The organism is Streptococcus oralis (assembly GCF_023109315.1).
Lineage (GTDB): Bacteria > Bacillota > Bacilli > Lactobacillales > Streptococcaceae > Streptococcus > Streptococcus oralis_BS.
On sequence record NZ_JALDUF010000006.1, the window covers coordinates 89,401 to 103,468 of the forward strand.

Annotated in this window: 12 protein-coding genes and 2 pseudogenes; 6 read left to right on the forward strand and 8 right to left on the reverse strand. The window is 40.7% G+C overall.

What is annotated here, in order from left to right:
* Positions 1-2 precede the first annotated feature (2 nt).
* Complete coding sequence (locus tag M1F74_RS08295) at positions 3-572, reverse strand: hypothetical protein (protein WP_084852972.1); 570 nt, start codon at positions 570-572, stop codon at positions 3-5.
* 1 nt (position 573) lies between these two features.
* Positions 574-759 (reverse strand): hypothetical protein, encoded by a 186-nt coding sequence (locus M1F74_RS08300; RefSeq protein WP_000477157.1) that lies wholly within the window; start codon positions 757-759, stop codon positions 574-576.
* A 179-nt stretch (positions 760-938) separates the two neighbouring features.
* Between M1F74_RS08300 and M1F74_RS08305 the strand changes: the two are divergent.
* Positions 939-1,163, forward strand: a pseudogene (locus M1F74_RS08305) (transposase); the annotation flags it as partial.
* A 210-nt stretch (positions 1,164-1,373) separates the two neighbouring features.
* Positions 1,374-2,223: pseudogene (locus M1F74_RS08310) on the forward strand (VOC family protein).
* 116 nt (positions 2,224-2,339) lie between these two features.
* On the opposite strand, the gene M1F74_RS08315 reads toward M1F74_RS08310, so the two are convergent.
* Genes M1F74_RS08315 through M1F74_RS08325 form a run of 3 tightly spaced genes read right to left on the reverse strand, consistent with a single transcriptional unit; the run spans position 2,340 to position 4,877 of the window.
* A complete protein-coding gene (locus M1F74_RS08315) occupies positions 2,340-3,572 on the reverse strand; it encodes a sensor histidine kinase (protein WP_247946818.1) in 1,233 nt (410 codons plus the stop codon).
* Entirely contained in the window at positions 3,573-4,247 is a 675-nt protein-coding gene (locus M1F74_RS08320) for a response regulator transcription factor (RefSeq protein ID WP_247946819.1), read from the reverse strand.
* A 9-nt stretch (positions 4,248-4,256) separates the two neighbouring features.
* Positions 4,257-4,877: a GTP pyrophosphokinase gene (locus M1F74_RS08325; RefSeq protein ID WP_009729517.1), complete on the reverse strand. Its 621-nt coding sequence runs from the start codon at positions 4,875-4,877 to the stop codon at positions 4,257-4,259.
* A 148-nt stretch (positions 4,878-5,025) separates the two neighbouring features.
* Here M1F74_RS08325 and M1F74_RS08330 point away from each other — a divergent pair, with 148 nt between their 5' ends.
* Complete coding sequence (locus tag M1F74_RS08330; protein WP_000185161.1) at positions 5,026-5,283, forward strand: metal-sensitive transcriptional regulator; 258 nt, start codon at positions 5,026-5,028, stop codon at positions 5,281-5,283.
* Positions 5,284-5,596: 313 nt separating this feature from the next.
* Here M1F74_RS08330 and M1F74_RS08335 read toward each other — a convergent pair whose 3' ends face one another.
* The 3 genes from M1F74_RS08335 to M1F74_RS08345 are packed head-to-tail and all read right to left on the reverse strand — an operon-like array spanning position 5,597 to position 7,867.
* Positions 5,597-5,893: a rhodanese-like domain-containing protein gene (locus M1F74_RS08335; RefSeq protein WP_247946820.1), complete on the reverse strand. Its 297-nt coding sequence runs from the start codon at positions 5,891-5,893 to the stop codon at positions 5,597-5,599.
* A complete protein-coding gene (locus tag M1F74_RS08340) occupies positions 5,883-7,538 on the reverse strand; it encodes an FAD-dependent oxidoreductase (RefSeq protein ID WP_247946821.1) in 1,656 nt (551 codons plus the stop codon). Before M1F74_RS08340 ends, M1F74_RS08335 begins: the two co-directional genes overlap by 11 nt.
* 20 nt (positions 7,539-7,558) lie before the next feature.
* Positions 7,559-7,867: a rhodanese-like domain-containing protein gene (locus M1F74_RS08345; protein ID WP_247946822.1), complete on the reverse strand. Its 309-nt coding sequence runs from the start codon at positions 7,865-7,867 to the stop codon at positions 7,559-7,561.
* Positions 7,868-8,216: 349 nt separating this feature from the next.
* Between M1F74_RS08345 and M1F74_RS08350 the strand changes: the two genes are divergently transcribed.
* The 3 genes from M1F74_RS08350 (at position 8,217) to M1F74_RS08360 (ending at position 13,979) form a co-directional block, all read left to right on the forward strand.
* On the forward strand, positions 8,217-10,250 hold the full coding sequence (locus tag M1F74_RS08350; protein ID WP_247946823.1) for a site-specific DNA-methyltransferase: 2,034 nt from the start codon (positions 8,217-8,219) through the stop codon (positions 10,248-10,250).
* A gap of 9 nt (positions 10,251-10,259) precedes the next feature.
* Entirely contained in the window at positions 10,260-13,160 is a 2,901-nt protein-coding gene (locus M1F74_RS08355) for a type III restriction-modification system endonuclease (protein ID WP_247946824.1), read from the forward strand.
* 255 nt (positions 13,161-13,415) lie between these two features.
* On the forward strand, positions 13,416-13,979 hold the full coding sequence (locus tag M1F74_RS08360) for a sugar O-acetyltransferase (RefSeq protein WP_247946825.1): 564 nt from the start codon (positions 13,416-13,418) through the stop codon (positions 13,977-13,979).
* The last annotated feature ends 89 nt before the right edge of the window (positions 13,980-14,068 follow it).

Genomic DNA, 14,068 nt, shown 5'->3' on the forward strand with positions numbered 1-14,068 from the left:
ATCTACCCCCTCTTTTCAAATATGAGGAAAAACAGGTCAAAAAACACAATCATGGATGCAGTAAAAATCAAAACCATGCCTGTTCTTAGGGTGAAGGGAAGGAAAAATGTTACTATGCTCAACACTATCAGAGATAGAACTATCAGTACCAGGGTTGTGCAGGCTGCCTTTGCCAAGTTCATATAGAAACGCTCGTCTGCTTGTTCATCAACTTTTTTTAATGCAAAATAGAGAAAGCAAAGAATGAGGACAAACAAGCCAGAACCCAGAAAAAGGTGTTTCAGCCAGATAGGACTAGTAGCTGGTGTGATTATCCAGATACCTTTAGTGTAAATGGCCATAGCGGTAAATAAGGTCATACCATATAACTTCTCTGTCAGTCCAAAATACTTTTCCTCGTCTTCTTGAGATTGTGCCTTGGAAACAAGCCAGAAAATAAGTCCTTGCATGGTAATCGTGACTAGAAAAATAGTGTGTTTTATCCAGGGGGAATTACTTGGCGGAGTTAATAGCCACAGTAGTAGCATAACAGGCAACCAAGTCCAAATTAACCATTTTTTGATGTGTTTCATCTTATTCTTCTTTCCTGTCTTTAAAGTAGAAGGCAGAAAATCCAATGGCACTACCGATAATTGGTGTAAGGCTAATCAATATTTTAGCCAAAAGACTGAGGTTTGTAGCTAGAAAAACGTAGCTAATAATGAAAAGATTAGTCATCAGTGTCGAAATGATGAGCCCTATTTTTTGTGATTTAAACATGATGTGTTCCTCCTTTGTTAGAAATAGTTCACATTGAACAGTAAAATTTTTAGGCTTGTGCCTAATGGCAGATTTTCTTGTAAGAAAGGATTGGTGACCGTAGCATTTGTTATAAATATCTCACCTCTACGTTATAATTATATCACATTAAAAAAGAGAATACAAGTATTAAATCAAAAGATATGTTCTTTGCGGATCCAGGATGTCCTGGTCAACGAGGTCTCAATGAACATTCTAATGGCTTATTAAGACGAAATGGATTACCGAAACAAATGGATTTTACGAATATTTCTCAAAATTATTTATCAGCTATAGCTGATAAAAGAAATAAAATTCCTAAGAAATCATTGAATTATCAATCACCCTACCAAGTTTTTCTGAGTTACTTGAAAAGTCTAACTTAATTTGACAATCTAGCAATTTTTAAAATCGATAGATTAGACAAAAAAGCGAACAAGACAGAATTCTGAGTGTCAGATAACTTGTTTTGTTCGCTTTTTATATTTAAGGTTAGACTTTTGTCCCAGACTCTTTGAGTTGTCTTCGTTGACATTTTATCTTAATAGTGTATAATTGATGTAATATATAAAGTTACAACAAAAAGGAGACACCCTATGACTTATGCATACCAGAGCCACATTTATCTAGCCGAGGTGGTTTTAAATGTCAAGGATTTGACGAGTCAAACGGCTTTTTATCACCAGATTATTGGCTTGGAGATTTTATCCCAAACAGAGACAGAAGCTGGGACTTGGTCGAAAAGCCTTGGTTCATTTGATTCAGGCAGAAAAGGTTGGCGAAGTAAGGGAACATTATGGGCTCTACCATCTGGCGATTTTGTTGCCAACACGAAAAGCCTTGGCAGATGTCTTGAAACACCTAAGTGACTTGCAGATTCCTCTGGTCGGGGGTGCGGATCATGGATACAGCGAGGCCATTTATCTAGAGGATTTAGAAGGAAATGGCATTGAACTCTACCGTGATAAGCCAGTGTCTTCATGGGATATTCGAGAAGACGGCCGCATTATCGGTGTGACCGAAGCCCTTGCGGCACAGGATATCTATGAGTTAGGGGAAAAGGTGGATCCCTTTGTCCTAGCTGAAGGGACGAGAATGGGGCATATCCACCTATCAGTGAAGGATAGTCACGCGGCGAGTCAGTTTTATCAAAAGGTGTTGGGGCTAGAGGATAAATTTACTATTCCTAGTGCTAGTTGGATAGCGGCTGGTCAGTACCATCACCACCTGGCTGTCAATGAATGGGCTGGAAAAGGTCTGGCTCCGCGTGAGCAAGGCTTGCCGGGCTTGGCCTACTATGTCCTTGAGGTCGAAAGCAAGGAGGAACTTTTGAACATCGTTAAGCAAGCACAAGAGCTAGAAGCACCGATCAAGTGGTTAAATTCGAGTGAGTTGGATTTGGTAGATCCAGATGGTATTGTGACCCGTATTCGCTTGGCACGATGAGAAAGAGACGTCATTTATTTTAGAGACATAGAAAAAGGCGGACAAGCTCGTATTCTGTTTTTAGAATGCGAACTTGTTCGCTTTTTATGAAATGATAAAGGGTAAAAGAGCTATAGCTATAACCAGACTGTAAAAGTAATCACCTGCTTTTTATAGGTGACAAAGATTTTCCCTCTAAACAGGCTGACAAGGTGTTGGGCCATGGAGAGACCAATGCCATACCCAGAGGTGGTTTGGTTGTTGTGAGAGGTCTCCGCACGATAAAAGCGATCAAAGAAACGCTTAATATTAGCTGCTTGTCCATCCTTGTAATCATTAGAAATAGTGATGCAAGTTCGTTTGCGTAGTAGGTAATTTTTGCGTTGGAGTGTCAAGCGAATCGTTCCTGCTGGATCACAGTATTTGCGGGCATTATCGAGCAAAATACTGAGTAATTCGTAAAATTCCTCCTGAGAAACTTTTTCTATGATATCTGCTTCAATCAGGCTTTCAAAGTTTTTATATTCCTTTTTAAAGAGGGGAGCAAAATCTGTCGCAACTTTCTCAGCAATAAGCGAGATATTTTGAGGAGCTAATTTGATATCCTCTTGCTCCTCGAGCCGAGCAAGTCGGATGAGTCTTCCAATCAGGTGGTTGAGTCGTTCCGTCTGTTCTTTAGTGCTGATACTCCACTCAGTCTCTCCCTCCATTAACTCCTGTAGCTCGGTATTGGCCGAAATGATGGCTAGAGGCGTTTTGAGTTCGTGTCCTGCATTGGTGATAAACATCCGTTGTTTTTCATAGTTTTTGATAAAAGGACGAATGACAATCCCTGAAATCAAGGTGAAGAGCAGTATGAGGAGGAGTAAGCTAGCCAAGGCCAGCCAGATAGAGACCTGAAGTAAGGTATCTCGTTCTCGGATATAGTTAGTCGTCTCAAAGAAGACCAGTAGTTTCCCAGTCGTAGATTGGCTCACTTGGTAGGTAAAATAGCGTCCCTTATGAGTAATAGAACCATAAGTTTCTTGCCTTTTGAGGATGTTTGGGAGAAAACTTTTGACTTCAGTCTCAGTTAAGGACTGGACATTTGTAAGGGAGATGGCGTAGTCATTTTCCTTTTCTCTGACGGAGAAGTATTGAAAATTATAGACAATCCCTTCTTGGATATTTTTCTCAGTCAGACTTTCTTTGATTTCGTCTGTAATAGGAAGTTCGCCCTCATTCTTGGTTAAGATAGAGAGGACGGTGTGGATGTTACCCTCCGTCTGAGTGTAGACGATACTATTCATCAAGACTAGAAAGAAGGTTAGAATCAGAGCAATGGCAAGAGTAGCCGTTGCGATAAATTTGATACGAAGTTTTCGAAACATCTAGTCACCTCCTGTCAATTGGAAGGGCCCTTCTGCAGCCCCAAGTATTTGTAAGCTAGACTGGACACTTTGGAGTTTTTGGCGTAGGTAGGAGATATAGAGAAAGACGAGCTCGTGATCCTGTTCTTCCAGCTCGTCTGGCCAGACCTGCTCTAGTAGTTGTTGACAACTGAGGGGTTGGTTAGCGTGCTGGATGAGGAGAGTCAAGAGTTGGGTCTCCTTTTTCCCCAAACGAATGCTGTTTGTAGCAGCCAATTCTTGTTCATCAATATCCAAGCGGGTATTTCCTAATTGGACTGTATCCGGGGTATAGTCTTCCAGGCGGCGTGCAGTAGAACGGAGTCTAGCCAAGAGCTCCTTGAGCGAGAAAGGTTTAGTCAAGTAGTCGTCAGCACCTGCATCGAGTCCGGTTACACGGTCATCTACTTCAGCCATGGCTGTCAGCATGATAACGTGGGTCGTATTGCCTGCCTGGCGAATTTCTTTGAGGGCTTCGATTCCAGTTTTAATTGGCATCATGATGTCAAAAATCATGAGGTGATAGTGGTTAGATTCAGCCTTTTCGACAGCGTCTTGTCCGTTAAAAACAGAATCAACGCTGTAGCCTTCGCGTTCTAAAGCAACAGTGATAACACGGTTTAGTTGGGTTTCATCTTCGGCAAGTAGGATTTTCATAGGTTCTCCTTAGTCTTGATCAGAGCGCTGAATCAAATCACGGATGGTCTGCATGGTCAAGTCACAAGAAGCAAGCTCATCGGCACAACGTTTGAGCTCGCGCGTGATTCGCTCAGGATTTTGGATGTTTTTCTTGTATTTCATCTGGTGTTCGAGGCTAGCCCAGGAGTCCATGGCAATTGTGCGCAGTTGAATCTCGATAAAATAGGTACCCTGGTCATTTCCCAGACAGTCTGGGTAGGGAGTGGTCACCTCTAGAATCAGATGATAGGAACGGTAGCCGTTGGGTTTGACCTGACGGATATAGTCTTTCTCTTTGAAAATATGGATGCTTGGCATCTGGCGAATATACTCTACGATGCGGTAGATATCATCTGTAAAGCCTGTGATAATTCGAACGCCAATAGCATCTCGTATTTCTTTAAGAGCAGATTGACTTGTCTGAGGAAGGCCCTTGCGTTGGCATTTTTCACGCATGCTTTTTTCTGTTTTGATGCGCGCATGCAAATGCTCATATAGTTTGAGGTTGGTTTCTTTTTTGTAATTGGCTGCGGCCTCTTCTATGTCTTGAATAAAGGTTTGCAAGATGATGGGTAAATAGGCTTCACAGCTATCATAGATAGAATTCATAAGAACGTCCATTCTGAACAGTTTTGTTACTATTATATCATGAAAACGCAGATATGAGATAAGTTCCTACAAAGACAGACGGGATGAGAATTTTGACAAAGCCCCTTATTCGAGATATAATGAAGAAAAATCGAGCAAGGAAAAAGAAATGACAAACTCAAAGTATATAACACGCTTGAAACGTTCAGAGGGCCAGTTGCGTGGGATTCAAAAGATGATTGAAGAAGATCGTGACTGCGCTGATATTGTGACGCAGTTGACAGCAGTGAAATCGAGTGTTGAGCGCGTGATTGAGATGATGATTACGGAAAATCTCACCGCCTGCATTAACCAACCACTAGATGATCCCGAGGCTCAAAAGGAACGCCTAGAAAAGGCCATCCGATACCTGATTAAACGGAAATGAACTAATTTTTTGAGACGATAGTTGCAAAGGCATATCTAACTATTAATAGAATAGTTTAATTTGAATCAAAAGAGGCTGGGTAAAAAGTCTTTAAAATTAAAAAACGCATACTATCAGGTGTTGAAAAGCCTTGATAGTATGCGTTTTATTGTGGGGAGATTTATACTCTTCGAAAATCAAATTCAAACCACGTCAGCTTCACCTTGCCGTACTCAAGTACAGCCTGCGGCTAGCTTCCTAGTTTGCACTTTGATTTTCATTGAGTATTACTTCATTTTCTCCAGAAATTGAGTTGCTTCCCAGTTTCATTTGCTTATTCTACTTGCCCAGGCCAAGCATTCATACCACCTTCTACATTGGTAACGGTGAGGCCTTGAGCTCTAAGAAATTGACAGGCAGATGCAGAACGTACTCCACCTTGACAGATAACATGGTATGCATGGTCAGGATTGAGTTCTTTGTAGCCTTGCTCCAAGCTACTTAACGGAAGATTTTTTGCACCTGGCGCATGTCCTGCTTGGAATTCATGTATTTCACGTACATCGATAAGATCTAGATTTTCATGTTGATATTTTTCATAAAAGTCAGCCATGCTGATACTAGTTTCCATATTCGACTCCTTCTGGTTTCGCCATTTTGTATAGTGAATAAGCGCCGTCAAGGTTTTGGACGGTAAATCCTGCTTGTTTGAGGATACGCTCTGCGATATAGCTGCGCAAACCACTGTGGCAGCTAACGATGTAGGCTTGGTTCTTATCCAGTTCATCCAAGCGTTCCCGTAGTTCGTTTAGGGGGATATGAATGGTATCGACTTTGAGTCGACCACTCTGGAATTCGCCACTTGTCCGTACATCTAAGAATTTCTTACCAGCAGCCAGTTCGTCTTCGAGCTGGTACCATTGAATATTGTCGCTGAGACCTTCGATAAGGTTCAAGGCCGCGTAGCCCAGCATGTTGACGGGATCCTTAGCAGAGCCAAATGGTGGCGCATAGGTGAACTCCAATTCTGGTAAGTCAAAGACGGTGAGATTTCCCTTGATAGCAGTTGCCAGGATATCGATTCGCTTGTCAACACCTTTCTTCCCAACACCTTGGGCACCGTAGATTTTTCCAGTGGTTGGGTCAAAGAGGAGTTTTAAGGTCATATCAGTAGCGCCTGGATAATAACCAGCGTGATCTTTTCCACTGACATGAAGTACCTTGTAAGGGAGTTGATTCATGCGAAGGGTACGTTCGCTGAGACCAGTCGAAGCGGCTGTCATATCAAAGGCACGAACGATAGCAGTGCCGATGCTGCCCTTGTTTGTACGACCGAGTCCTGCGATGACGTCCGCCACTTGGCGTCCCTGACGATTGGCAGGAGAAGCAAGAGAGATGAGAGCGTCTTGGCCCGTAATCTCTTGCTTGACGACGATGGCATCCCCAACTGCAAAAATATCTTTTTGACTGGTTTCATAATGTTCATCGACCAGGATCCCACTACGAAGTCCCAGTTCAATCCCTGCAGCCTTAGCTAGTCCATTTTCAGGTTCAACACCGACAGAAAGGATGGTGAGGTCAGAAGTGATCTTTTGACCGTTTTCGAGAGCGATGACTTTTCCTTGGTCTTCAAATCGAGTTGCAGACTGGGAAGTGATAACGCGGACACCATTTGCCAGCAATTCTGCTTGGACAAAGGCCGCCATTTCCTGATCTAATGGTGGCAAGACATGGGGTGCTTTCTCAACGATGGTAACTTGTAATCCACGTTTCGCCAGGTTTTCAGCCATTTCAAGCCCGATAAAGCCTGCACCGATGACGACAGCTTCTTTTGGATGATTGTCCAAGGCCGCCATAATTTCATCAAGATCGGGAACATTGCGGAGCGTGTAGGCATTCTTAGCTTCTGCCAAACCTTCAATGGTAGGAACAAATGGTTTAGCTCCTGGGGAGAGGATCAACTTGTCGTAGCTTTCTGTGAATTCCTGTCCATCATGGCGTACGGTCACAGTGTGTTCTTCTGGCGAAATCTGGATAACCTCGTGAAATGGTCGCACATCGAGATTAAAGCGTGCTTTGAGACTTTCAGGAGTTTGGACTAATAAACTATCACGGTTTGCAATCTCTCCTGAAACATAGTAAGGAAGTCCGCAGTTTGCAAAGGAAACAAAGGGACCTTTCTCAAAAATAGTGATTTCAGCGTCTTCCATGAGACGTCTGAGGCGGGTTGCTGCTGACATACCGCCTGCAACTCCCCCGACAATGATAATTTTCATTGATTTTCTCCTTTATGCTTCTAGATGACCTTACCTGTCCAAGCGCTCATACCGCCTCGAACATTAACGACATCGTAACCTTTTTTCTTTAGCTTTTTAGCGGCTAGTTTGCTTCGTACACCAGAATGACAAATGACATAAAGTGTTTCTTTTGTTGCAGGTGTGTAAGAACCGATTTCTGTTAAAGGAACATTCTTGGCGTTTTTGATATGACCTCTACGGAATTCCGTAGGCGTCCGAACATCCAGTAGTTGAATCGGTTCCTTGAGTTTAACTTCTAACTCGCTGGTAGAAATACTGTCAATTTTTGTAAATAATAAGTGAAACATAGGCACCTCCAAATATACCCTTATGGGGTATATTAAACCATGAAGTCAAGCTTTTGTCAAGCAAGTTGTTTTGACTTGGGTATATTCGATGTTTTTAGGATTTAATCGCTTAAATTATGATATAATAAAAAAAACATCAAAAGAACTTTGGTTGATACTTAAGAAAACTCTATGAACCGAAGATGCGAGGAGAAATATGCATAAAAAACCACACACACACACACATATATATATATATATATATATATAATTTCGCGAATAGCTAAGTTTTTTAATGTTTTATTTATACGTATACCTGTTACTTTTGTGACAGGCTTTTTGCGTACCATAAGTATGAAAGAGGTGGCTCATGCTTAAGGATATTCGGATGGAAAATCAAGCTATCACATCTAAATCAGCCTTTCTCAAGGAGTTGAAGAGTAAACTTCCAGATTTCTTTGTAGGCGAAAGCTTTGATATGGACAAATTTAAGAGAGGTCTAGCTAAGGAGAGTGTTCAAACGGAGTTATCTTCTGGGTACCAACTAGATTTTGTTGGAAAGAACTATGCAAAAAAACAAACAGGAGAGCTTTCAGAAACGGTGGTTGTTCCTAATATCAAGCATAATGAAGAGATGATTCATCAGAACAGCCGCAATCTCTTTTTTACGGGAGATAATTTGGAAGTTCTACGTCACCTGCAAGCTGGTTATGAAAATAGCATCGATGTCATCTATATTGACCCGCCCTATAATACAGGATCGGACGGTTTTGTCTATCCTGATAGCTTTTCTCACAGCGATGAGAAACTCAAAGCTATGTTTGGTCTGGATGAGGAGGGGCTTTCTCGGCTTAAGTCTATTCAGGGCCGTGCTACACACTCAGCTTGGTTAACCTTTATGTATCCTAGACTCTGGCTGGCAAAACGTCTTCTCAAGGATACGGGTGTTATTTTTGTCTCTATCGACGATAATGAACAAGCTAATCTAAAGTTACTTATGGACGAGATATTTGGAGAAGGACAGTTTGTGGCTAATCTAGCTATTGAAAATAATCCTAAGGGAAGAAAAAATGGGAAATTTGTAGCTGTCAGTCATGAGACACTGTTAGTTTATGCAAGAGATTTTGACAAAGCCCTTCCGTTTGAAAATGTTGTAAGAAAAAACAAATTATTAAAAGATGAATATGGGTATTATTCCCATGGGAAGCGTGTTTTAGTTGGTGAAAGCACAAATAAACTAGCTGCTGATGATAATAAGAATTACTCAGTTTATTATAATGGAGAAACGATTGAGCTAGTAACTGAGAAGATCGATGAAGTTAGAAGTGATTTGTTAGATAAAGGATATAAAGTTTATAAATCAATAAAAGATGGGGAACTTCTTGAAAATACATACTCTAAGAGTAAGTTTCTAGAATTATTTAATACAAAATCGTTGTTATTTAAAGAAAAGAGTATTTATGAAAAGGATAGAAATGTTTACAAACAACAGAAAAGTTTAATCAAATCATCTGATGAGTGGGATTTTAAAACAGAGACTGCTGGTTTTGTTTACGGAGAATTTGATTCAAAGAAACTGTTTTCAATGCCAAAAAATCCAGCTTTTATTAAAATGTTATTAAAGATGTTTGGGAACAACTCCGCTACTGTTCTAGACTTTTTCGCTGGATCTGCGACAACAGCTGATGCAGTCATGCAGTTAAATGCAGAGGATGGAGGAAATCGTTGCTATATCATGGTACAGTTAGATCAGCCGACTTTTACGACAAACTCTGATGGCACAGAAAGCCCTGCAAAAGGAGCAGAAGCTGCCTATAAGGACGGCTATCGCTATATTGATCAAATTTCTCGTGAGCGGATTAAGCGCGCGAGGGCTAAAATTCTTGAGAGAAATCCTAGTTTTCCTAACTTTGATGGTGGATTTAAGCATTATCAAGTAGTCAAGCCTGATCAAAAATTGTTGGAAGACTTGGATACGTATGATATTGAGACAGGAACTTTTATGGATGGATCTGGACAGATTAACTTGATTGGCGAAGATTATTTTGACGACATGTTGACACCTTTTTCAGCAGATTATCTGGGAGTTGAGGGGGGAGCTTTAGCGCACGAAACCATTCTGACAACTTGGAAGTTGTCTGATGGTTATGCAGTTGATAAGAAGGAAAAGTATCTTGATCTTGCTGGTTACCCTGCTATCCAACTGGATAATCGACTATATTTGATTGAACAGGGCTGGACAGAAGAACAAACAAAAATATTAGTCAATCTTCTTGGTAGGCGTGAACTAGAAGTACAGACCATTATTCTATACGGCTATAGCTTTGAGATGACAGCCCTGCGTGAGCTTGAGTTGGCCTTGTCCAGTCTGGACAAGGTAGTCAAGCTGATAAAGAGTTATTAGGAGGTCATCATGAAACTATTTTTAGAAGAACTACCTCATCAAGAAGAAGCTTTAAAAGCCATTATGGATGCTTTCCCAAAGGTTGATGATTGTAGTATGGATCTAGATATCAACTATGCCTACGCCAATCCTCTTCTCCAAGGACGTTATAATGAGATGAAATTTTTAGATGTCAAGATGGAGACAGGAACTGGTAAGACATATGTATACACCAGACTTCTCTATGAGCTTCACAAGGAGAGAGGACTTTTTAAATTTATTATTGTCGTTCCGAGTCCCGCTATCAAAGAAGGAACTAGGCACTTTATACAGTCGGATTATGCTAAACAGCACTTTTCTCAACATTATGGTAGCGTTCGTATTGATCTCAATGTCATCAATGCAGGAGACTTTAAAGTGAAAAGTGGTCGCAAAAACTTTCCAGCTCAACTGACAAGTTTTATCGAAGGCTCAAGGCTCAATAGCAATACGATTCAAGTTCTTCTAGTCAATGCAGATATGCTACGATCGTCTTCTATGACGAGTGACAAATACGATCAGACTCTTTTGTCTAACATCACACAGCCCATTGCAGCCCTTGAAAGGACGCGTCCAGTTGTTATTATAGATGAACCGCATCGTTTTCCCATTGACGGCAAAAATTATCAAGCGGTAACCAGTCTCAAGCCTCAAATGATTGTTCGCTTTGGGGCTACATTTCCTGAGGTGATGGTAAAAAATGGTCGGGTAGGACATTTAAAGAAACACTATTATCAAGACCAACCAGTCTATAACTTGACTGCTGTCAAGTCCTTTAATCAAGGGCTTGTAAAGGGGATTGATATTGCTTATCCTAAATTGACTAAAGAGGAAAGCCAAAATATATGGAAGGTAGTAGGCGTAAAAGCGAAGGAGTTGACGCTGAAAAAAGGCAATTTGACAAGGACGCTAGCGGTCGGAGATAATCTTGCTGATGTTGATTCTGCTTTTGAGGGGGATGTTTTTTATGCAGGTTCCAAAGTGCTCAGTAATGGATTAGAATTGGCTGTTGGGATGATGCTCATGCCTCACACCTTTGCTAACTCTTATCAGGAACTTATGATAGAAGATGCTATTGATAAGCACTTTATAAAGGAATGGGAACTTTTTAGTCGTCCGAATAATCAACCTAAGATTAAGGCTCTAACCCTTTTTTTCATTGACTCTATTGCCTCTTATCGAAAGAAGGATGGCTGGTTGCGTTTGACTTTTGAGCGTCTGCTTTTGGCGAAATTGCAAAGCAGGATAGCAGACATGGAAAAAATGTCAGATGCTATCAGTAAAGATTATTTAGGCTACCTTAAAGCAAGCCTATGTGACTTGCAGGCTGATACTCAGTCCATTCATGCAGGCTATTTCGGAGAAGATCGTGGGTCAAGTGCCGATGATATCCAAGCAGAAGTTGATGATATTCTTCATAATAAAACCAAGCTATTGTCTTTTAAAGATGGTGAAGGGAATTGGCTAACTAGACGCTTCCTCTTTTCAAAGTGGACACTTCGTGAAGGATGGGATAACCCCAATGTTTTTGTTATTTGCAAACTTCGCACTTCCGGATCTGAAAATTCGAAGATTCAAGAAGTAGGTCGAGGACTTCGTCTTCCAGTTGATGAGAAGGGACGCCGTGTCACACAAGACGAATTTGTCTCTCGGTTGGATTTCCTCATTGGATATGATGAGAGAGATTTTGCTCAAAAATTAATTGGAGAAATCAACAACGACGCTCCAATTGAATTTAATAGAGAAAGATTAGATGAGCAAACGATTCGGTTGATTCTTAGCCATTATTCGGATTTGACGGAGGATACCCTCAAAAATCAGTTGGGACAGAAGGGAATTATTGATTTTTCTATGACTTATCAAGAGGGAGGATGGGAGAAATTATGCCAGTTGTATCCTATCCTGACAGAACAGCAACTGAGAGGCGATAAGGTTCGTAATAGTAATGAAACAAGGCCTGTTACGCATGTTAAATTAAATCAAGACAACTGGAAACAGGTAAAAGAACTTTGGAGAGATTTTTCGAAGCGACGTATGATAGTTTTTGATGATGGAGCTGTTGACCTATCACAACTTATGGATCAGATATTTTTAGATGAGACGCACTATGTTGTTGAATATTTTGGTATGATAAGGGAAAGTCTAGTAGCAGGGGGTAGTGAAGTTGCTAGTTCAACGGAGACAGCTCGTTATAGCCATACGAGAGCTGGTATGGCGTATGGAGACTTCCTCAAAAAGCTGGTACAGGAAACGAATTTACCTATTAAAGCATTACATAGGCGGCTCTTAAAAGTATTGAAAAAAATTAGAAATGATAATATTCTAAATAATGAGACCTTGAAAAATTTGGTTAAAGCCTTTAAATGTGCTTTTGAGAAGAGTTATAGCACAGCTTATCGCTATGAAAGTTTGGATTTTCAAGCTACTACAACACTTTATGATGCTACAACGGATAGTTTTGTAAATGAGATTATTATTGGAAATTTAGGTACAAAAGAGTTGACTGAGGTTGGGAGGGAAGAACGATATCTTTACGACCGTCCACCAGTTTACTATGATAGTGAGAACCCAGAGAAAAAACTTCTTCAGCACCACTATGATAAGGCAGTAACAGTATTTGGGAAATTACCTAAATCGGCTATTCGTATTCCAAAATATATGGGTGGAACAACTAGTCCTGATTTTGTTTTTGTAATTGAAGGTGCTCAAAATAAGATTATTTATCTTTTTGTAGAAACTAAGGCAGATAATATGCGAGACACTGATAAATTAGCTATTGCTATTCAAGAGTATTTTTTTAATTCCTTGGGAAATCAAAATATTGTTTATCAGGTGGCGACGGATGAAGAGCAAGTTTATCAGAAATTGCGAGAACTTGGTACGAAACAATGATTTTTATTATGGTTTCGATGTTCAGGAACAATTTCCTTGCTGAATAAAAAGTGATTTCCATTTTGGGAATCACTTTTTTACAACATCATGTAAACAATACATTGTGATTGATATAGACAAAGTGAACGATTTCTAATCGATAAATTGCAAGAATAAGTGAGCGTTGATAGTGTCCGAAAATTTGATATTATAGTATTCTTGACCTTTCAAAGGCTTTTTGATATGATGGGTCCAAAGTAAGTATGAGGTGATAAGATGGCTAGCGAATACCAGAAAATGATAGCAGGGGAGCCTTACCGTCCGTCGGACCCAGAATTACGGGCCTTGGCTCAGGCTTCTCGCCAAAAACAGGCTGCCTTTAACCGGGAAGAAGATCCCTTGAAAGGGGCAGAGATTATTAAGACTTGGTTTGGCTCAACTGGGCAAAATCTCTATGTCAATCCACATCTGGTGGTCGATTATGGTGTTAATATCCATCTAGGGGAAAATTTTTATTCTAATTGGAACTTGACCATGCTGGATGTTTGTCCGATTCGCATCGGGAACAACGCTATGCTTGGCCCCAACTGTCAGTTTTTAACCCCACTCCACCCACTGGATCCACATGAACGCAATTCAGGAGTCGAATATGGCAAGCCCATCACTATCGGAGATAATTTCTGGGCTGGAGGTGGCGTCATTGTCCTTCCTGGAGTGACACTGGGCAATAATGTCGTCGCTGGAGCAGGGGCCGTGATCACCAAGTCCTTTGGAGACAATGTCGTCCTAGGTGGCAATCCTGCGCGTGTTATCAAGGAAATCCCTGTGAAAGAAAACTAAAAAGAACAGCTAGTGAACTGCACCCCAAAAGTTAGACAGAAAGAATCTAACTTTTGGGGTGTTTTATTATGAAATTGAGTTATGAAGAT

What these genes read in the sequence shown, in the direction of transcription:
- M1F74_RS08295 (WP_084852972.1), bottom strand. Translation starts at nt 572, where the DNA reads ATGAAACACATCAAAAAATGGTTAATTTGGACTTGGTTGCCTGTTATG.
- M1F74_RS08300 (WP_000477157.1), bottom strand. Translation starts at nt 759, where the DNA reads ATGTTTAAATCACAAAAAATAGGGCTCATCATTTCGACACTGATGACT.
- M1F74_RS08315 (WP_247946818.1), bottom strand. Translation starts at nt 3,572, where the DNA reads ATGTTTCGAAAACTTCGTATCAAATTTATCGCAACGGCTACTCTTGCC.
- M1F74_RS08320 (WP_247946819.1), bottom strand. Translation starts at nt 4,247, where the DNA reads ATGAAAATCCTACTTGCCGAAGATGAAACCCAACTAAACCGTGTTATC.
- M1F74_RS08325 (WP_009729517.1), bottom strand. Translation starts at nt 4,877, where the DNA reads ATGAATTCTATCTATGATAGCTGTGAAGCCTATTTACCCATCATCTTG.
- M1F74_RS08330 (WP_000185161.1), top strand. Translation starts at nt 5,026, where the DNA reads ATGACAAACTCAAAGTATATAACACGCTTGAAACGTTCAGAGGGCCAG.
- M1F74_RS08335 (WP_247946820.1), bottom strand. Translation starts at nt 5,893, where the DNA reads ATGGAAACTAGTATCAGCATGGCTGACTTTTATGAAAAATATCAACAT.
- M1F74_RS08340 (WP_247946821.1), bottom strand. Translation starts at nt 7,538, where the DNA reads ATGAAAATTATCATTGTCGGGGGAGTTGCAGGCGGTATGTCAGCAGCA.
- M1F74_RS08345 (WP_247946822.1), bottom strand. Translation starts at nt 7,867, where the DNA reads ATGTTTCACTTATTATTTACAAAAATTGACAGTATTTCTACCAGCGAG.
- M1F74_RS08350 (WP_247946823.1), top strand. Translation starts at nt 8,217, where the DNA reads ATGCTTAAGGATATTCGGATGGAAAATCAAGCTATCACATCTAAATCA.
- M1F74_RS08355 (WP_247946824.1), top strand. Translation starts at nt 10,260, where the DNA reads ATGAAACTATTTTTAGAAGAACTACCTCATCAAGAAGAAGCTTTAAAA.
- M1F74_RS08360 (WP_247946825.1), top strand. Translation starts at nt 13,416, where the DNA reads ATGGCTAGCGAATACCAGAAAATGATAGCAGGGGAGCCTTACCGTCCG.